Origin of the sequence: Bacillus sp. 3a, from assembly GCF_017161885.1 — a bacterium.
GTDB classification, from domain to species: Bacteria; Bacillota; Bacilli; order Bacillales; family Bacillaceae; genus Bacillus; species Bacillus safensis.
Genome location: NZ_CP067376.1, coordinates 1,169,764 through 1,189,403 on the forward strand (window position 1 = coordinate 1,169,764; position 19,640 = coordinate 1,189,403).

Annotated in this window: 16 protein-coding genes and 1 riboswitch; of the genes, 15 read left to right on the forward strand and 1 reads right to left on the reverse strand. The window is 41.9% G+C overall.

Translation table 11 applies throughout. The features are described 5' to 3' along the window. Positions 1-42: 42 nt before the first annotated feature. Both sspJ and JJ692_RS05710 read left to right on the forward strand, forming a co-directional pair. On the forward strand, positions 43-186 hold the full coding sequence (sspJ, locus tag JJ692_RS05705) for a small acid-soluble spore protein SspJ (protein WP_024423454.1): 144 nt from the start codon (positions 43-45) through the stop codon (positions 184-186). Between the two features lie 121 nt (positions 187-307). Then, a riboswitch (Lysine riboswitch) is annotated at positions 308-486 on the forward strand. 191 nt (positions 487-677) lie between these two features. Then, a complete protein-coding gene (locus tag JJ692_RS05710; RefSeq protein ID WP_041107769.1) occupies positions 678-2,084 on the forward strand; it encodes an amino acid permease in 1,407 nt (468 codons plus the stop codon). Between the two features lie 243 nt (positions 2,085-2,327). Here JJ692_RS05710 and JJ692_RS05715 read toward each other — a convergent pair whose 3' ends face one another. After that, positions 2,328-3,266: an iron-hydroxamate ABC transporter substrate-binding protein gene (locus JJ692_RS05715; RefSeq protein WP_133744575.1), complete on the reverse strand. Its 939-nt coding sequence runs from the start codon at positions 3,264-3,266 to the stop codon at positions 2,328-2,330. A gap of 259 nt (positions 3,267-3,525) precedes the next feature. Here JJ692_RS05715 and JJ692_RS05720 point away from each other — a divergent pair, with 259 nt between their 5' ends. From JJ692_RS05720 to JJ692_RS05780, 13 genes are all read left to right on the forward strand, one after another. Continuing rightward, a complete protein-coding gene (locus JJ692_RS05720) occupies positions 3,526-4,578 on the forward strand; it encodes a FecCD family ABC transporter permease (protein ID WP_149126290.1) in 1,053 nt (350 codons plus the stop codon). Next, positions 4,579-5,601 carry a FecCD family ABC transporter permease gene (locus tag JJ692_RS05725; RefSeq protein WP_048237425.1) on the forward strand — a complete coding sequence of 341 codons (1,023 nt, stop codon included), beginning with the start codon at positions 4,579-4,581 and terminating at the stop codon, positions 5,599-5,601. It abuts the gene before it with no gap. Positions 5,602-5,621: 20 nt separating this feature from the next. Further along, positions 5,622-6,437, forward strand: a complete 816-nt coding sequence (locus JJ692_RS05730; protein ID WP_024423449.1) for an ABC transporter ATP-binding protein — start codon at positions 5,622-5,624, stop codon at positions 6,435-6,437. 174 nt (positions 6,438-6,611) lie between these two features. Then, positions 6,612-7,334 (forward strand): response regulator transcription factor, encoded by a 723-nt coding sequence (locus JJ692_RS05735; protein ID WP_206534317.1) that lies wholly within the window; start codon positions 6,612-6,614, stop codon positions 7,332-7,334. Between the two features lie 3 nt (positions 7,335-7,337). Then, a complete protein-coding gene (locus tag JJ692_RS05740) occupies positions 7,338-9,092 on the forward strand; it encodes a HAMP domain-containing sensor histidine kinase (RefSeq protein WP_206534318.1) in 1,755 nt (584 codons plus the stop codon). Between the two features lie 135 nt (positions 9,093-9,227). Then, a complete protein-coding gene (gene uxaC, locus JJ692_RS05745; RefSeq protein WP_206534319.1) occupies positions 9,228-10,664 on the forward strand; it encodes a glucuronate isomerase in 1,437 nt (478 codons plus the stop codon). 57 nt (positions 10,665-10,721) lie between these two features. After that, positions 10,722-11,732, forward strand: coding sequence for a LacI family DNA-binding transcriptional regulator (locus JJ692_RS05750; RefSeq protein ID WP_073207414.1), 1,011 nt, complete (start codon positions 10,722-10,724; stop codon positions 11,730-11,732). Between the two features lie 58 nt (positions 11,733-11,790). Beyond that, positions 11,791-13,248, forward strand: coding sequence for a tagaturonate reductase (locus JJ692_RS05755; protein WP_206534320.1), 1,458 nt, complete (start codon positions 11,791-11,793; stop codon positions 13,246-13,248). After that, a complete protein-coding gene (locus JJ692_RS05760; protein WP_206534321.1) occupies positions 13,245-14,738 on the forward strand; it encodes a UxaA family hydrolase in 1,494 nt (497 codons plus the stop codon). The genes JJ692_RS05755 and JJ692_RS05760 overlap by 4 nt, the downstream gene beginning before the upstream one ends. Before the next feature lie 20 nt (positions 14,739-14,758). Further along, the gene (locus JJ692_RS05765; RefSeq protein ID WP_206534322.1) at positions 14,759-16,174 is read left to right on the forward strand and encodes a glycoside hydrolase family 28 protein; all 1,416 of its coding nucleotides are present in this window, start codon (positions 14,759-14,761) and stop codon (positions 16,172-16,174) included. A gap of 147 nt (positions 16,175-16,321) precedes the next feature. Further along, positions 16,322-17,272, forward strand: coding sequence for an ABC transporter substrate-binding protein (locus JJ692_RS05770; RefSeq protein WP_024426031.1), 951 nt, complete (start codon positions 16,322-16,324; stop codon positions 17,270-17,272). Continuing rightward, the gene (locus JJ692_RS05775) at positions 17,238-18,296 is read left to right on the forward strand and encodes a FecCD family ABC transporter permease (RefSeq protein ID WP_024423440.1); all 1,059 of its coding nucleotides are present in this window, start codon (positions 17,238-17,240) and stop codon (positions 18,294-18,296) included. Before JJ692_RS05770 ends, JJ692_RS05775 begins: the two co-directional genes overlap by 35 nt. Next, complete coding sequence (locus JJ692_RS05780) at positions 18,293-19,579, forward strand: heme ABC transporter ATP-binding protein (RefSeq protein ID WP_206534323.1); 1,287 nt, start codon at positions 18,293-18,295, stop codon at positions 19,577-19,579. Before JJ692_RS05775 ends, JJ692_RS05780 begins: the two co-directional genes overlap by 4 nt. Positions 19,580-19,640 lie beyond the last annotated feature (61 nt).

The following is a 19,640-nucleotide window of genomic DNA, read 5'->3' on the forward strand; positions in this document are numbered from 1 at the left end:
TTAAACAGGCAACCGCATTTTATGAAAAGGGAGGAAACAGCGATGTCATTTTTCCAAAAGGATAAAAAGGCGAAAAGTGAGAAAAACCATCAGCAGGTAGATCAGCTGTTAGAGGAAGCAAGTAAAGAGCTAGCAGGCGATCCGCTTCAGGAAGCTGTACAAAAGAAGAAAAACAACCAACAATAAGCAGGTAAAGGGCAGAGAAACCGTTCTCTGCCTTTTTTCTATGTTTTTCCCTTTGACAGATGTGAGAATGTTTGATAACCTTCGTGTAGTAAAAATGAATAGAAATCCTCACGCTATGTCTCAGTGAGGTAGAGGTTGCGCGGATGATGAGTCACTCATAGGAGAGATGGAATCGTAGATCATGAGAAAAAAGGCATCAGCGCCGAAGTGTAAAGAGAGCTCCAACTTTCTTTATGCTGGGTCTGCATTGAATAAATGCAGGACTGCCACGTCTTTGAAGCGTGGAGGGCTATCCGGAGATCAAGGTGTATGTTTTGAAAAGCATGGACTTTTGTTCAGGCTTTTTTTTATGTTCTGAGTAACAAAAATAAGGGTATGCTGTGAATAAGTAATCCATGATGAACATAAAGAATGCAAGTCATTGCTTCACAAATATATCAATGAAGATACTGCCGGGTCTGGTCCAAAGTGAATAAAACGGAGGTACGGAAATGGAACAGACAAAAAAATGGGGTTTTTGGTTATTGACGGCTTTTGTCGTCGGAAATATGGTAGGTTCAGGCATCTTTATGCTGCCAAGTACGCTTGCCCAGCACGCCAGTCCTTTAGGTGTGACGATGGCATGGCTTGTCACAGGCGGCGGTGTGCTGATGATTGCGCTTGTATTTGGGCATTTGTCCATTCATAAGCCGCAGCTGACGGCTGGACCACAGAGTTATGCAAGAGCGCTTTTTAAAGATCCGAAAAAAGGGAAAGCGGCCGGTTTTACAATGGTTTGGGGATATTGGGTGGCAAGCTGGATTAGTAATGTCGCAATTATTACAAGCCTTGCTGGTTATTTGACGACTTTTTTCCCTATTCTCACCGTGAAGACTGAAGTTTTTACCTTTGGAAAAGAAGCGGTCACACTTGGCCAGCTCATGACGTTTATCGTATGTACCCTTCTTCTATGGGGAACACATACCATTTTAATCACTAGCTTAAGTGCTGCAAGTAAATTGAATTTTATTACGACCTTTTCGAAGGTGCTTGGATTCGTCCTTTTTATTGTAGCGGGATTATTTGCATTTCAAACGGCATTATTTGAACATTATTACTTTCCGGTTGAAACAGGCGGAGAAGGAGTGCTCGGACTTGGTGGCCAAATTCATCATGCGGCTATTTCCACACTATGGGCATTTATTGGGATTGAATCAGCTGTCATTTTATCAGGAAGAGCATCCTCACAGCGTGATGTGAAACGTGCGACGATTACAGGTCTTTTAATCGCACTTTCGATCTACATGATTATCACATTGATTACAATGGGAGTTCTGCCGCATGATCAATTGCAAGGCTCTGACAAACCATTCGTGGATGTGCTTCAGCTTATTATTGGGCCAGCTGGCGGAATTGTCATGGCACTGCTGGCGATTATTTGTTTGTTTGGTTCGATGCTTGGCTGGATTTTACTTGGTTCAGAAGTACCGTATCAAGCAGCAAAGGCTGGTGATTTTCCGGCAGTATTTGCAAAAACAAACAAAAAAGGAAGCCCTGCTTTCGCTTTGACAGTTACAAATATTATGTCACAGCTGTTTATCTTCTCTGTGATGTCACGTACGATTAATGAAGCTTTTACCTTTTTAACCACATCAGCGACACTTGCGTATCTTATTCCGTATATTGTGTCTTCCATCTACAGCTTTAAGGTCATCATGCAAGGTGACACATATGAGCTTCAAAAAGGAAATCGAACAAGAGACGGTATTATTGCACTTGTTGCGATGGGATATTCAGCTTGGGTCATTATTTCAGGAACAGCCGACTTGAAAACTTTTGGTCTTGGAATCGGTCTATTCTTAGTGGGTATTTTGCTTTATCCACTTATGTCAAAAGGATTTGCCAAAGAAACGGTATAAGATAAGGAAGACGTTTCTCCATCTCTGGAGAAACGTTCAGCGTGTAGACAAACCCTCGCATTCGTTGTCAGGTCTGCGCTTCGGTGCTCACGAATGTTCAATTCGCTCCGCTCCGGTACTCGTCCTTCCTAGACTGCAAAGGTTTTCTATCACGCTGAAAAGAAGACAAAGGGATAAAATAAAGCTCATTTTATCCCTTTGTCAATAATTTGGACGTTTCTCCATCTCTGGAGAAACGTTTTTTTATGATGCAGATGTCAATCGGTCTACAATGAACTCTAGCTGACCTTCTAGTGACACTGGGTCATTAAAGAAGTAACCGACGGGATCTATTTCAAATACACGTTTATTTTTGACGGCAGGAAGTGATGTCCAAATGCTGCTTTGATACACTTGGTCACCATTACTTTTTGAGCCGCTCCATGGACCTGTGAAAATATAGTCGCCTGCGAATTCTGGCAGCTTCTCAAGAGAAATGTTTGCATAGCCGACACCGCTGTCGATCGCTTCTTTTTTGACGTCCTTCGGTGCTTTTAATTTCAGCTCGTCATAAATGATTTCGCCCCCGCGGCCGAAGGTGTTTCCAAAAATATAAATACCTTTATCAAATGGCGATACGATCGAAACCGTTTTGTTGCCGACCGCTTTTGTTACCTTTGGTTTCACCTCAGCAATTTTGGTATCCCATTTCGTGATCCATTCTGTTGCTCTTTTTGGTGTACCTGTCATTTTACCGAATTCTTTTAGCTGGTCTTTGAAGGAATATTGGTTGTATTTAACCGCTACAGTTGGGGCGATTTTTTTGTATTGATCAAACTTCTCGTCTTCTCCCCATGCAATAATCATATCTGGCTTCAAAGCGGCTACCTTTTCGACTGATGGGGTCCTTCCGAGATTTTCCACTCCATCTGTTTTCCCTTTATAAAAAGGGTTTTTAAAGATGGGGGATGTTGTAGCAACCGGCGTCTTGCCGAGCGTGACGAGGTCCCCGTAATAGCTTTCTGCAAGAAGCACTATTCGTTTCGGATTTTTCGGTAGCTTCACTTCACCTTTGGCATCCTGATAGGTGATCATGTCATTCTTTTTCTCTGCAGATTGTTTATTTGAAGTGCTGCCGCAAGCGGCTGTAAAGATCATAAGGATGGATAAAGAAATCAAAAGAAATCCAGTTCGTTTTTTCACAAAAGTTCTCTCCTATTCACTTTCCTTTGATAATGATTCTCATTTTCAATTTTATCGTAACATGGTAGGAACAAAAATGCATCGGCTAATTTAGAACCAAAAGAAAAATGATGAAATTCTCACAGTTTTTTGCCGAAAATAAAGAAATTTATCAGAACAGTGATTTCAAAAAGAAAAGAAAGTGATATACTAGACTTCGAGATTGATAATCATTATCACTAATAGAGAATAGACATGAACGGAAAGGAAGAGACTGGTTTTGGGCTCACAATCGAATAAACAGCTGCCAGCCAGCGATGATACGATCGATATTGTCACGAAGCCTTTTGGAACAGCAGCTGTTATCATCATAGGAATAATCGCTTTAGCATTTGGTCTTTTTTTATCAGTATCATTAGGAGCGGCAAACATTCATCTACAGACTGTATGGGAAGCCGTTTTTCATTTTGATCCACATCAAACTTCACATCAAATCATTCGGGAATTGAGGCTGCCGCGTACAGTTGGAGCTGCCCTCGTCGGTGCCTTTTTAGCCGTATCAGGTGCCATTATGCAAGGAATGACAAGAAACGCGCTTGCGTCACCTGAGATTATGGGTGTGACAAATGGCTCCGCATTTGCGATTGCCATTGCATTAGCATTTTTCCCTGGCCAATCTTCTTTTACATTAATTCTTTGGTCATTTGTTGGAGCCGCACTCGGTGCCTCTATTGTATTTGGTGTCGGTACTATGTCAAAAGGGGGGCTGACTCCTGTAAAGCTCGCACTAGCTGGTACAGCGGTTGGAGCACTTTTGAGCTCCATCTCCTCAGCCATTGCCATTCGTTTTGACGTCGCTCAAGATATGAGCTTTTGGTATGCTGGCGGAGTGGCAGGTGTGAATTGGAGTAACATTCATATCATCATTCCAGTTGCCATTGCAGGACTAATCATTGCAATGATCCTTGCCCGTTCGATCACGGTTTTGAGCTTAGGTGAAGAACTGGCGAAAGGACTTGGACAGTATACAAAAACGGTCAAGGTGCTTGGTATATTGGTTGTTATTCTTTTAACGGGTGCTGCCGTGTCGGTAGCAGGCTCTATTGGTTTTATTGGGCTTGTGATCCCTCATGTCACTCGATTCTTGGTTGGAGTGGACTACCGCTGGATTATCCCATGCTCCGCTATTTTAGGAGCCACTTTGTTAATTTATGCAGACATTGCTGCAAGGCTGGTCAACGCTCCGTTTGAAACGCCAGTCGGTGCCATTACTGCGATTATAGGCGTTCCTTTCTTCTTATACTTAGCTAGACGTGAAAGGAGCGGGATTTAAATGGAAATGGTGCAGCAAGCAAAGAAAAAGAAATATCAACGAACGATGCTCATGATCTTTTTCGCGATCGTAGCTGTGTTTCTCATTAGTTTAAATACCGGAGAAATTCGAATATCTCCGATGGATACATTGAAAACACTTTTTGGATTCGGAAGTGAAATGGATGAACTCGTATTATTCGAGTTCAGGCTTCCAAGAATGGTCATCGCTTTACTTGTCGGCGCTTCTATCGCTGTATCAGGAGCGATTTGGCAAGGTGTTTCTCAAAATGGTTTAGCTGACCCGGGTATTCTCGGTGTCAATGCCGGTGCTGGTTTTGCCGTTGTGCTATTTATCTTTGCATTTCAAGGCACGATGACAAATTTAGGTGATTTTACGATTTTTGTACTGCCGCTTTTCGCGTTCGTAGGTGCAGGCTTTGCTGCATTTCTCATCTATGTGTTAGCGTGGAAAAAAGGCATCACACCTGTTCGATTGATTTTAACTGGTATTGGTGTGAATGCTGCGTTTTCAGCAGCAATTGTGGTCATCCAGTTGAAAATGAGCCCAAATGATTTTAACCAAGCCATCGTGTGGTTATCTGGAAGCATTTATGGCTCGAGCTGGACGTACGTCTTATCTGTTCTGCCATGGATGCTGATTTTCCTAATATTAGCGCTTGTCAGATCACGCTACTTAAACATTATGAATTTAGGTGATCAGCTGTCCTATGGATTGGGCATTTCTGTTCATAAAGAAAGAAGCCTTCTCATGCTGATTGCCGTTGCATTAGCAGGTGCGAGTGTTGCTGTTGCAGGAAGTATCTCTTTCCTAGGATTAGCCGCACCGCACTTAGCTAGAAAGCTTGTTGGGCCAAAGCATCAAGGAATGATACCGGCCTCCGCGCTGATTGGCGCGCTGTTATTATTACTGGCAGATACAATTGGCCGCGTCATCCTTGCACCATCAGAAGTGCCAGTTGGCCTTGTCGTTTCTGCTTTAGGCGCACCTTACTTCATTTACTTATTGATGAAATCGAACTAATGAGGAAGGAGAGACAACATATGAAATCACTCGAAACAGAAAAGCTTTGTATCGGTTATCAAGACCGTTTGATTGTAGAAGATTTGAATGTCAGTATCCCAAAAGGCAAGGTGACAACACTGATTGGACCGAATGGCTGCGGGAAATCAACCATTTTAAAAACGATGTCTCGTATTATGAAATCCAATCGAGGAGCTGTTTACTTAAATGGCAAGGCTATCCATGAGACGCCGACAAAAGAAATTTCAAAACAAATGGCGATCTTACCGCAAACGCCCGAAGCACCAAGTGGATTGACAGTGTATGAGCTCGTGTCATATGGACGTTTCCCGCATCAAAATGGGTTTGGCCGCTTATCAAATGAAGATAAACGAATCATTAGGTGGGCACTTGAGGAAACGGGAATGATTGCTTTTCATGATCGGCCAATTGAAGCACTTTCCGGCGGACAGCGTCAGCGTGTATGGATTGCGATGGCACTTGCCCAAGAAACAGAGCTGCTCCTATTAGATGAACCTACGACGTATTTGGATCTTGCACATCAGCTCGAGATTCTTCAGCTGTTAGAACGCTTAAATAGGGAGCAGGGCCGAACTGTGTTGATGGTCATCCATGATTTGAATCATGCGGCGCGTTTTTCACATTACATGATTGCCCTCAATCAAGGGAAAGTCATAAAAGATGGTACGCCTCATGAGGTCATGACCAAAGATGTACTCAGTCGGGTATTCCATATTGATGCAGAAATTGTGCTTGATCCTAGAACGAATAAGCCGATCTGTTTAACATATGACTTAATGAATCATGAACGAAAGCTAGAAGCTGTGAATGGATAATAGATGTATAGGAACCCGGTGCAGCTGCCGGGTTTTTTTGCATGTTTAAAACTTCCTGGTCCTGCCATTTTCTCCAGTTGATATTTTTTCGCTTTTATGCAGAAAAGAGGTACTTTTTTACTTTAGACAATGGTAATATACGGTTAGAGATCATGCTAGAAAGGAAAGAGATGCGTGGAAACAGCAAAAATATTGATTGCAGATGACGAAGAAGCAATTGTGAAAATGGTTGAACGCGTATTAAAAAAAGAAGGATTCAAGCATATTTATAAAGCCTACCATGCAGATGAAGCATTAGATATTGTCAAAAACGAGGACATCCACCTCTTACTTCTAGATGTAATGATGCCCGGTAAGTCTGGTTTTGACGTTCTGCCTGAAATCAGAAAGTTAACGAAAGTGCCTATTTTCTATTTAACTGCAAGAACGTCTGATGTCGATAAACTGACGGGCTTTGCACAAGGGGCAGATGATTACATCACGAAGCCATTTAACCCGCTGGAGCTAGTGGCTAGAATTAAGGCTCACCTAAATCGAACATATATCTCCTTACACGAGGAACAAGAAGACACTCAAAGCCAATATCATTATGCCCATTTCTCCTATCATCCTCATGCAGCCGAATTGAAAGTAAGAGGAGAGGTGACGGCATGTTCTGCTCAGCTTCTTTCTTTGCTGAAGTACTTTTGTGACCATCCGAATGTGGTACTCTCAAAAGATCAAATCTATGAGAAAGTATGGGGCGTCCCATCATATGGTGATAACAACACTGTCATGGTTCATATTCGAAAGCTGAGAGAAAAGATTGAATTAGATCCGAGTCAGCCAGAATATATTGTGACGATCCGTGGTATGGGATATAAATTTATACCGCACCCTGCAAAGGTCCTTCAATAATTTATGAATTTACGAGCAAAACTTTTCTTTCACTTTGTCGGACAAATGTTTATTGTGATTGCCATTCTGACGATCGGCAATACGTTCTCTGAGAACTTATATTTAAATAAATACTATGAGAACATGACCGAAACTGGTTTAACAAAAGCTGATGGAGATACACTCATGAGCTGGCTTTATTTTAACGAGGATGGAAAAATGGAAGCCGACGATCAGCTCAAGCAAGCAGTGGAAAAAAGAGACGGCTGGCTGCAAGTGATTGATTCAAAGAAGAATACCGTTTATAGCTATCACCGCCCTAAATCAATTCCAACGTCTTATCAAAAGGATGAAATGATCAAGATCTTTGAAAAAAGACAATTTAAAGATTACAAGATGTACTTCTGGCCAATTGAGATTGATCAAGAAAGTTTTACTGTGTTATATGGGTTCAAAACGAACAGCACGAAGGTAGCCAATTATCTGAAACAGCACGAGAAAAATTTGGCTGCATTATCTCAATATTCGGTTGAAACGAAAGAATTCTTGAAGAGAATGAATGGATCAGTTCATTTGTTCAATGACGAAGGAAAATATTTAAAAGGCATTCGAGCCAACACCGATTTGAAACATAACGTAACAGATGTTGAACTGCTCAAGTATCAATCGAAGCCTTGGGAGTTTAGAAGTGATCTGTCTTATATGAAAGTGAATAAAAACCTGTATATTATTGTTTCGGTACCAAATAAAGTATACAGCCCGGACGAGCTTTACGATAAAGAGAGAGACGCTTTAAATCAATATACAACCATTTTAATTGCAGGTCTTGCACTCACTATTATTATTGTCATGACATTATGGTATTCGTATCGTTATGGGCTGCCAATTTATCACATTATTCGCTGGCTGATTTTCTTATCAAAAAATAAATTGCAGGAACCAACAAATAGAAAGGGAATTCCAGTCAGTAAAAATAAAAAAGGCCGTATTAAGCGGGAATACCGATTATTTGAGGATATCCTAAAAACAATGGAGCAGCTTACACTTACATTAAAAGAGAATGAAGCAAACCGAAGAAAAATTCAAACCACAAGGGAAGAATGGATTGCAGGATTGTCTCATGATTTGAAAACGCCTCTAAGTACGATTTATGGCTATGGACTCATGCTTGAATCCGATCAATATCAATGGTCCAAGGAAGAAGTCATGGAAATGGGACAGGTGATTCGTGAGAAATCAGAATACATGTCGACACTGATTGAGGATTTAAACCTCACGTACCGATTGAAGAATGGTGCCCTGCCTATTAATCGGAAACCGGTTGAACTCAGTGAATTTTTAGCTTCCATTATGGACGAGTTTTCAAGAAGCTCTTCATCTGAGGATTATCCATCCTCCTTTGAAGATCAAACAGATGGTGTCATATTTGAGATCGATAAAGCATGGTTCAGACGAGTGATTGAGAACCTGCTGGCGAATGCAGTGAAGCATAACGAAAAAGGCACACATATTACAGCTGTTTTATCTGAAACAAATGAAGAAGTTCGAATCGAAATGAAAGACAATGGCCGCGGAATGGCACAGGAAACGGTGGATCACCTATTTAACCGCTATTACAGAGGGACAAATACAAACGATCCAACGAACGGAACAGGTCTCGGGCTTGCGATAGCAAAAGAGCTTGTCTTGCTGCATGACGGTGATATTCAAGTTGAAAGTGAACTAGGCACTGGAACAACTATTGCGATTATCCTAAAAAAATCATCACCTGTAAAATAGCCAAAAAACGATTTTCTTTTCTAAAGGAGATCGTTTTTTCCTGTTTTAGGATTGAAATCAAATTTGTAAACGATTACAATAAAATTGTTAACGTGAACAAATTATTTTTATCTATAAGAGAGATGGGGGAGTTTGATGAAAGCCTTTTTAGATGAGCATTTTTTACTCAACAGTCAAACGGCGGAAAAGCTATACCATGAGTTTGCAAAGGACCTTCCAATTATAGATTACCATTGTCATTTAAGCCCCAAAGAAATATATGAGAATAAAACCTTTCATAATATCACCGAAGCATGGCTTTACGGAGATCATTACAAATGGCGTGCCATGAGAGCAAATGGCATACCCGAATCGCACGTCACAGGGGATGCCTCAGACTATGAGAAATTTCTGGCGTGGGCGAAGACCGTTCCCATGACCATTGGAAACCCGCTCTATCACTGGACTCATTTAGAGCTGAGACGATATTTTGGAGTTGAAGAACTTTTAAACGAAAAAACCGCACACATCATCTGGCAAAAAGTAAATGAAAAGCTGCAAGATGAGGGTTTTGGTGCAAGAGACTTTATTGTGAAATCGAACGTTGAAACAGTCGTGACAACAGATGATCCAGTCGATTCGCTTTGCTATCATCAAAAACTGCGGGAAGAAGGATTCATTGTGCAAGTACTGCCCGGATTTCGGCCTGACAAGGCACTCGATATAACGAATCACCTATTTACAGTGTATGTTCACGAACTGGCAGAGGCTTCATCTACTTCAATACAATCCTATCAAGATTTTTTGACAGCTCTCCTCGCAAGAATTGATTTTTTCCATGAACAAGGCTGCTTGATCTCAGATCATGCTATTAACGAAATGACGTTTGAAGAAACGACGGAAGAAGAAGTGGAAGCCATCTTTCATAAAAGAATGTCTGGGCGTTCATTGACGGAAAAAGAGAAGATCCAATTTAAAACACAAACATTCATTCAGCTAGGTCAGGCTTACTATGAGCGGGGCTGGGCGATGCAGCTTCATATCAATGCGTTTAGGAACAACAATACGAAAATGTTTGAGCGGCTTGGGCCAGATACAGGGTATGATGCGATGAATGATGAAGACATTGCCAAGCCGCTTTGCAGAATATTAGACCGTTTAGAACAAGAACAGGCACTGCCAAAAACCATTCTCTATTCCTTGAATCCTCGGGACAATGTTGTGATTTCCACATTGGCTGGAAGCTTTCAAGATGGGACGACACCTGGGAAGATCCAGCACGGCACAGCTTGGTGGTTTAATGATACGAAACAAGGGATGACAGAGCAGATGATGGCTCTATCCAGTATTGGACTGATCAGCCGTTTCATTGGGATGCTGACAGATTCACGAAGCTTTTTGTCATATACAAGGCATGAATATTTTCGAAGACTGCTTTGCGATATCATCGGAGATTGGGTAGAAAAAGGAGAAGCCCCTTATGATCTTGAACTGTTAGGGGGAATCGTGAAAGGAATCAGCTATGAAAATGCCAGACAGTATTTTCAATTTGACCGGGCAAAGCAGCTCAAGCATCCAAACAAAATGACATGAAGAAAATGAAAGCGGTTTTATGATAAGATGGTAAAAAATCATAAAAGGCGGAATAGCATGACAGTCACAATTAAAGACATAGCAAAATTGGCAAACGTCTCTCATACCACGGTATCAAGGGCTTTGAATAACAGTCCTTTTATTAAGGAGAAGACAAAACAAAAGATTTTGTCGATTGCAAAACAGCTGAATTATTCACCGAATGTCCATGCGAGAGGCCTTGTTTCACAAAAATCATTTACAATCGGTCTGTTTTTTACGAGTTTAACAGAAGGGACATCTTCAAGCTTCTTTGTGGATGCGTTAAAAGGTGTCAATAGCGTCATGACAGAGCATTATAATCTTTTTGTAAGAGGAATTGACGACTTTCACGATTACACAACCATTCATAAACAACGCTACGATGGCATTTTGCTTATGAGCCAAAGCGAGCACGATGAAGCGTTTATCCATCATGTAAAGAAACAGGGCATTCCCATCATTGTGCTGAATCGCCGTGTAGAAAGTCATGAAGTCATGAATATATTAGCAGATGATAGTCAAGGAGCTTACCAGGCTGCACACCATTTCATTCAGCAAGGTCATGAACAAATCGCCATCATTGAAGGGAAAGAAGGCTTTAAATCAACTCAAGAAAGAAAAGCTGGTTTCCTGCAAGCGTTAATTGATCACCAAATACCTATGAAGAAAGAATATATGATGAAAGGCGATTATCATATGAAAAGCGGCTATGAATCAATGGAGTCGCTGCTGGCCCTTGATGAACCGCCAACAGCGCTCTTTTGCTCAAACGATGACATGGCGATTGGTGCAATGAATGCATTATTTGCAAAAGGCAAAACGTGTCCAGGTGATATTTCTATTATTGGTTTTGATGATATTGCTTTTTCGTCCTATACTACACCTGCATTGACAACGGTGAAAAAACCGATTGAAAAAATGTGTGCACTTGGAGCAGAAGCTATCCTTTCAGTAATAAACGGTGAAGAGCAAGAAGAGGATCATATGGAAAAAGTGTATGTCCACACAGAGCTGATGATCAGAGATTCAGTTAAAAAGGTGCAGTAATCAGCACCTTCTTAGAAAAATGTTCACGTGTGCATATTTCTTGGAGAGGGGAATCCATTTGAAACGATTATCAAAAGCCATATACCCGGCGGCTGAGTATCCGGAAACGATTTTGCAGATTGGCGAAGGAAATTTTATGCGAGGATTTATCAATTGGCACATCCAGAAGCTGAACGACTGCACAGATTTTAAAGGAAGAGCGGTTGTTGTTCCTCCACGAAAAGGATCGGTAGCAGCCTTAAATGAACAAGATGGCTTGTACACATTATGTATTCAGGGATATCATGACCAGCAAGAAATGAATGAACGTACGATCATCCAATCGATTAGCAGAGGAATTAGTACGTATACGGATTACGAGAAGTTTTTACACGTAGCGGAAAACCCGAATCTTCGCTTTGTCTTCTCAAACACGACAGAGGCAGGACTTGTGTTTAGAAAAGAAGATCGTTTGGAGGATCGGCCGCAAGCCAGTTTTCCAGGAAAGCTGACATCGTTCTTGTATCACCGGTTTAAAGCATTTGCTGGAGATGAGCAGAAAGGACTGATCATTCTGCCTTGTGAATTGGTTGAACAAAATGGTGATCGATTGAAGGAATACGTGATCAGTATGGCAGCTGAGTGGGAACTGCCGCCTGCGTTTATTACATGGATTAAGGAAGCCAACACGTTTTGTAATACACTTGTGGACCGGATTGTCCCTGGATTCTCTAAGGAAGCGGCTGAAATTGTACAAAGGGAGGAAGGGTATATCGACGAATTGCTTGTCACGGCAGAATATTATCATCTTTTTGTCATTGAAGCGCCTCCCTTTGTGCAAAAGGAGCTCCCCTTTCAAGAAGCAGGATTAAATGTACTTTTTGTAGAGGATATTGCGCCTTATCGTATGAGCAAGGTACGAATTTTAAATGGTGCACATACAGCGATGGTGCCGATTGCTTACTCATGCGGTTTAGAAACTGTAAAAGAAGCTGTGGATGATGAGCATGTTGGTCCGTTCGTCCGGCGTATGCTGGAGGAGGAAGTACTTCCAGGGCTTGAACTCCCTGAAGATGAGCTTCTTCTTTATACACAATCCGTTTGGGATCGTTTTTGCAATCCATTTGTCAAGCATCAATTGCTGGATATTGCACTGAATGGGGTATCCAAATTCCGAACCCGTAATCTTCCGTCATTGCTTGATTATGTTGAACGAAAGAAACAGCTGCCAATGAAACTTGTGTTTTCACTTAGCAGTCTCATTTATTTCTACAGAGCACATGCAGGAAGGGTCAAGGATGATGAAACTGTGCTAACGCTCATGAAGGAAGCATGGGAAGAGGAAAACCATTCTAATGAAGGAGTTGCAGCGAAAATTCTTTCATGCGAGTCATTATGGGGCAGAGATTTAACAGATATAAATGGATTGAGTCAAGCTGTAGCTGATCAGCTTACCCTCATACAGACGCATGGGATGAGAGCAGCTGTTCATCGAATGATGCTTCATCAATATGAAAGTCAGGGGGAGAAAGCATGAAAGACTTTATTGTCATCCACCCTTCAGATAATGTCGGTATTGCTTTAAAAGAGCTTGAGCAAGGGGAGGAGCTGCAGCATCAAGGACATACGATTATCTTAAAAGAGGCCGTCGCCAAAGGTCATAAGTTTGCATTGGCTGAAATCAAGCAAAGAGAGAATATTATCAAATATGGCTATCCCATTGGTCATGCAGTGACTGCCATTTCTGCTGGAGAATGGGTGCATACGCATAATATCAAAACCAATCTATCTGGCAAGCTAGAATACGAATACCAGCCTTCATTATCAGAAAACCCCTATGAAAAAACGAATCTTACATTTAAAGGATATAAACGAAAAAATGGCGGAAGCGGAATCCGCAATGAGCTTTGGATTGTTCCTACCGTTGGATGCGTAAATGGTATCGCCGATCAAATGATCAAAATATTCACCGCTGAAATGGGTGGAAACATCCATCCTTTTGAAACAGCCCTCGTATTAAAGCACAATTATGGATGCTCACAGCTTGGGGACGATCATGAAAATACCAAAATCATTTTACAAAATGCGGTGAAGCACCCTAACGCTGGAGGAGTACTCGTTCTTGGACTTGGCTGTGAAAACAATGACATTGAGGATTTTCAGTCCACTTTAGGTGAATATGACCGTACGAGAGTGAAATTTTTAAGAAGCCAAGAAGTAGGAGATGAGATAGAAACGGGAGTCGCTTTACTCAAGGAAATTTATGATGCGGCGAAAGAAGATCATCGTGAAGACATTCCGTTATCTGAGCTGAAAATTGGCTTGAAGTGCGGAGGATCAGATGGATTCTCTGGTATTACCGCAAATCCGCTTTTAGGCAGACTGTCCGATTTTATTGTTGCTCAAGGCGGCACGACAGTGTTAACAGAAGTGCCCGAAATGTTTGGAGCAGAAACAATTTTAATGGAGAGAGCGGAATCAGAAGCGACTTTCGACAATATTGTGCAAATGATCAATGACTTTAAACAATACTTCATGGATCATCGACAGCCGGTATATGAAAATCCTTCCCCGGGAAATAAAGCAGGTGGAATTTCGACATTAGAGGATAAATCTCTTGGCTGTACACAAAAAGCAGGTACTTCTGATATTAAAGATGTATTGAAATATGGAGAGCTGCTGAAACAAAAGGGATTGAACCTATTAAGTGCACCTGGTAATGATTTGGTTGCTTCATCTGCACTGGCTGCTTCTGGTTGTCAAATGGTCTTATTTACAACAGGCCGGGGGACACCATTTGGTACGTTTGTGCCAACAATGAAGATCTCAACCAACACAGCCTTATATGAAACAAAAAAGCACTGGATTGACTTTAATGCTGGTGAACTGCTTGAAGATGTACCGGAAGATGTTGTATTAGAAAAATTCATTTCAACTGTCATTGATGTGGCGAGCGGGAAGCTGTTAAATCATGAAAAAAACAATTTTAGAGAGCTGGCTATTTTCAAAACAGGTGTCACACTTTAAGTCGACTGGGGGATGAGTACGTGTCTAAAAAACGGGATTTGATGTATATCACAGCAGGAACGGTACTAACTGGAGTCGGAATTGCTCGTTTAGCAAAGCAAGGGAAGAAAGATAAAAAAGTAAACGGAATTGATCAAGTGCTAAAGCAGATAAAAGCACCGCAGTTCCCAGATCGTGAATTGAATGTGGTGCATTATGGAGCAGATGCGGAAGGGCAAGAGCTTTCAACAAATGCTATTCAGTCTGCCATTGATGATGCGCACCGGTTGAAAGGGGGGCGGGTGCTGATCCCAGCAGGGACATTTATGACAGGTGCTTTAGAATTGAAAAGCAATGTAGAACTTCATCTGCATGAGAAAGCCTATGTGACATTCAGCCAAGACCCAAGGGATTACTTGCCTCTTGTACTGACAAGATATGAAGGGGTTGAACTTTATAATTATTCACCTCTCATTTATGCACACCATGCAGAAAACATCGCTATAACGGGAGCCGGAACGCTTGATGGCAGAGGGGATGAGCATCATTGGTGGCCTTGGAAGTATGGGACAAATGGCCAGCCCTCTCAGGATCGGGATCGCCAGCTTTTGTTTGAAATGGCGGAAAAGAGAATACCGGTAGAAGAAAGGGTATTTGGAGAAGGTCATTATTTAAGGTCGAGCTTTATTCAGCCATACCAATGTCAGCATGTGCTAATCGAAGGAGTGACAGTGAAGGATTCACCGATGTGGCAAATTCATCCTGTGTTAAGTGATAACGTCATCGTCCGCGGCGTTAAAATCATTGGGCATGGACCAAACACAGATGGTGTCAATCCGGAGTCTTGCCGGAATGTGCTCATTGAAGATTGTTATTTTGATAACGGAGATGATTGTATTGCCATCAAATCGGGCAGAAACGAGGATGGACGGAGAATCGGGATTCCATCTGAAAACATTGTCATTCGTAGAAATGAGATGCGGGATGGACACGGCGGTGTGACGATCGGGAGCGAGATCTCTGGCGGGGTAAAGTATGTTTATGCAGAAAATAATGTCATGGACAGTCCGAACCTTGACCGGGCACTGCGTATTAAAACCAACTCTGTCAGAGGCGGCACCATTGAACATATTTATTTTAAAAACAATACAGTCAAAAGTCTAAAGCATGAAGTGGTCTGTATCGACATGATGTATGAGGAAGGAGATGCTGGTCCGCATCGTCCTGTTGTACGTCATATTGAAGTGGAAGGACTCAAAAGCAGCGGCGGGCGATATGGTGTGAAAATAGCCGCATACGCACATTCTCCTGTGACACATTTTAAAATGAAAGATTGTGTCATAGATGATGTGGCGTATCCCTTATCTTTAGAGCATGCCGTTTCTCCTGCTTTTCAGAAAGTCGTCATCAATGGAGAACAAATCAATTCATTGAAGAGTGAAAAACAGTCTTTTTAGAGGCTGTTTTTTTGTTTTATGAACAGAAAAGACGCTTTTAGAAATCACATATACAACCTATCTGCACTGTAGTATAATATTCCCGAAATTAGAAAAGAATTGACGAAAGAGATTTCGTTAAGCAGTACATAAACAGGGGGTTCACTCATGAAAAAGTTAACAGCTATTTGGCTATCGTTATTGCTTGTGATGGGTGTTTTAGCAGGATGTGCAGGCGCTGAGACAGATCACAAAGCAAAAGGGTCACAAAATAAAGAAACGGCCACTGCGGCTTTTCCAGTATCAATAAAAGATGCAGCTGGCAAAACAGTTGAAATTAAAGAACAGCCTAAACGAATTGTTTCGTTAATTCCAAGTAATACGGAAGTTGCTTATGCACTCGGTCTTGGAGATAAAATGGTTGGACGATCAGACTTTGACAATTATCCAAAGGAAGTCGAAAAGGTAGAGAAGATTGGCGGACTTGAATTCAATGTCGAGAAGGTCATTTCCTTAAAGCCAGATCTTGTCTTAGCACATGCATCTCAGATGGGATCAAAAGATGGATTTAAACAGCTTGAAGATGCAGGGATCCAAGTGCTGACTGTAAATGATGCAACATCCTTTAAGGATGTGTACAAATCAATCAATATGATCGGTGAAGCAGCTGGCGTGAAAGAAGCATCAACAAAGCTTGTAGACGAAATGAAAACAAAGCTGAATGACATCAAGAAACAAGCAGAGGGGATTTCGAAAGACAAGCAAAAAACAGTCTTTGTCGAAGTGTCAGGTGCACCTGAAATCTATACAACTGGTAAAAATACATTTATGGATGAAATGCTTTCTGTTATTCATGCCAAAAATGCTGCAGGCGATCAAACTGGCTGGGTGCAAATGACAGAAGAATCGATCATCAAGCGAAATCCTGATGTTATCGTGACAATTGATGGTTCCAGCTTAGCTGACTTGAAAAAAAGAGACGGCTGGAATGCAATGAAAGCAGTGAAAGAAAAACAAGTCTTTCAATTGAATACGGATCTCGCATCAAGACCGGGACCGCGATTGGTTGAAGGAGTCGAGGCTCTTGCGAAAAACGTCTATCCTGATACGTTCAAATAAATTGACCATCGCATATACACTAAGTGTTTTACTTCTTGTGATGAGCATTGGAATGGGAATCTCCTTTGGAAGCTTAGGGATTCCCATTCCTTCTATTCTTCGAATATTTGTTCACGAACTATTCGGAGTGCAGTTTGGAACCATTGATTCCATCGATCGCAATATTATGATGAACATTCGGCTGCCAAGGGTCATATTAGCGGCATTAGTCGGAGCAGCACTTGCGTTATCTGGTGCAGCTTTTCAAGGTTTATTAAAAAATCCTCTTGCTGACCCTTATACGCTGGGGGTATCTCAAGGGGCATCAGTTGGAGCCGTAGCGACCCTGTTTTTCAGCTTGCAGCTCCCGCTTTTTGGTAGTTTCACACTGCCATTATTCAGTATGACAACAGCGCTTGTGACCCTCTGTCTCGTTCTCTTTTTTGCGCGTCTTGTTCATCGGGGGATGAGCATTTCTTCTTTAATTTTGACAGGAGTGATTTTCAGCTCTTTTTTGGGTGCGCTCATTTCATTGATGATTGCTTTAACAGGTGATGATCTAAAAGAGATCATTCATTGGCTGCTTGGCAGTGTGTCCATGAGGGGCTGGCGTTATATTGTGCTTTTTCTTCCTTTCTTTCTTATTGGAACCTTTGCGTTAATGTTAATGGGGCGGGATTTGAATGTGATGACGTATGGCGAGGAGAAGGCAAAGTTATTAGGTGTACATGTGAAAAGGAGCAAATATATTGTGCTGCTGGCGGGCTCGATCCTGACTGGAAGTGCAGTTGCGGTATCAGGGACGATCGGTTTTGTAGGACTTGTGATTCCGCATTTTATCCGCCTCTTAACTATCACGGACCATCGGCATCTGCTGCCTTTGTCTATGCTGAACGGTGCTTCCTTTCTTGTATTAGCAGATGTGTTATCCCGTACCATCATCGAGCCGACTGAATTACCGATTGGCATCATTACTGCGTTAATTGGTGCACCTGTATTTGGCATCATCCTCATTCGTAAATATAGAGGGGGGACGCACATATGATTCAAGTGAAAGAAATCAGAGGTGGATATGGAGAGAAAGAGGTCATTCGTGGCATTAATCTTGAAGTAAAGCAAGGAGAATTTCTCGGTATACTCGGTCCAAACGGAAGCGGTAAGACGACCCTTCTTAAAATGATGGCAGGGATTTTAGCACCTATGAGCGGTGAAGTACGTCTCGGCGGTCACCTTATTCAATCCTATCAGCCAAAGGCGCTTGCGCAAAAGATGGCAGTTCTGCCGCAGAAAACGGACCAAGCTTTTTCATTTACGGTGGAAGAAACCGTCCAATTTGGTCGTTATCCATATCAAAAAGGGTGGCTGCAATCTGTCACGCAAGAAGATGTGCAGGTCGTCAGCAAAGTCATGGAACAAACGGGTGTTGCACAGTTTAAGAATCAATCCATCCATGAGTTAAGCGGAGGAGAACAGCAGCGGGTGTATTTAGCACAGGCATTGGCGCAGCAGCCTGAATATTTATTGCTGGATGAACCAACGAGTTTCCTTGATTTAGCCTATCAAAAAGATTTGCTTGATTTAATTAAAGAAGAAACTGCTTCCTCTAGGTTAACGGTCATTGGCGTATTCCATGATGTGAACATCGCCAGTTTATATTGTGATCGGCTGCTGCTGCTTCATGAAGGAAAGACTGACATGTTAGGAATGCCGCATCACGTCTTGACCACTGAACGAATCAACCGTGTGTATGAAACAAATGTGACACCGCTCCAGCATCCATTTAGGGCAAACCCTCAGCTGATGGTTGAGCCTGCAGCCCCTTCTAAAGCATCAATTGTAAACATAGCGGATGGTTGGAGGACATATGGTTCAGAAGGAATGACGTTTTCCATTAATCAGCCTCTTCGCATCCTTTCCTCATATAAGAAAAACGGCGGGTTCTTTTGGAAAAGGTCTATTGGAACGGGGACGAAGACGCTTCATGAGCAGCTAGAGTCAGATGAAGATATGCTGTTTTTTGAGCAAGCAAACAGATTAGCACAATTTGCCGCAGAAGACGCTGAAGACGATATGATCCTTTACGGCATGCTTCAGCAGGAAGCGTTGACCATTTGGCTTATCCTAAAACGATCTTTAGCAGATGGCGCAGCTGTTCAGCTCATGGGGCAGCTTATGCACATCATGAAGCAAGAAACAAGTTATCCGATCCATCATCTGTGCATCGCTGCACCCAATACGCAAGAAACGGAAGATGCTGACCATTTACACGAAAGATTAGGACAAAAGGTGCAAGGGCTTCTTCAAACGTTGAATGTCATTCAAAAGTGAATGTACAATTATATTTAGGTTAGTTGAGTAAAACAGTTGAAATAAAAGGACTACACATATC

Excerpts from the sequence above, each read along its gene's own strand:
- sspJ (WP_024423454.1), top strand. The coding sequence starts at position 43 with ATGTCATTTTTCCAAAAGGATAAAAAGGCGAAAAGTGAGAAAAACCAT.
- JJ692_RS05710 (WP_041107769.1), top strand. The coding sequence starts at position 678 with ATGGAACAGACAAAAAAATGGGGTTTTTGGTTATTGACGGCTTTTGTC.
- JJ692_RS05725 (WP_048237425.1), top strand. The coding sequence starts at position 4,579 with ATGGAAATGGTGCAGCAAGCAAAGAAAAAGAAATATCAACGAACGATG.
- JJ692_RS05730 (WP_024423449.1), top strand. The coding sequence starts at position 5,622 with ATGAAATCACTCGAAACAGAAAAGCTTTGTATCGGTTATCAAGACCGT.
- JJ692_RS05740 (WP_206534318.1), top strand. The coding sequence starts at position 7,338 with ATGAATTTACGAGCAAAACTTTTCTTTCACTTTGTCGGACAAATGTTT.
- uxaC (WP_206534319.1), top strand. The coding sequence starts at position 9,228 with ATGAAAGCCTTTTTAGATGAGCATTTTTTACTCAACAGTCAAACGGCG.
- JJ692_RS05750 (WP_073207414.1), top strand. The coding sequence starts at position 10,722 with ATGACAGTCACAATTAAAGACATAGCAAAATTGGCAAACGTCTCTCAT.
- JJ692_RS05760 (WP_206534321.1), top strand. The coding sequence starts at position 13,245 with ATGAAAGACTTTATTGTCATCCACCCTTCAGATAATGTCGGTATTGCT.
- JJ692_RS05770 (WP_024426031.1), top strand. The coding sequence starts at position 16,322 with ATGAAAAAGTTAACAGCTATTTGGCTATCGTTATTGCTTGTGATGGGT.
- JJ692_RS05780 (WP_206534323.1), top strand. The coding sequence starts at position 18,293 with ATGATTCAAGTGAAAGAAATCAGAGGTGGATATGGAGAGAAAGAGGTC.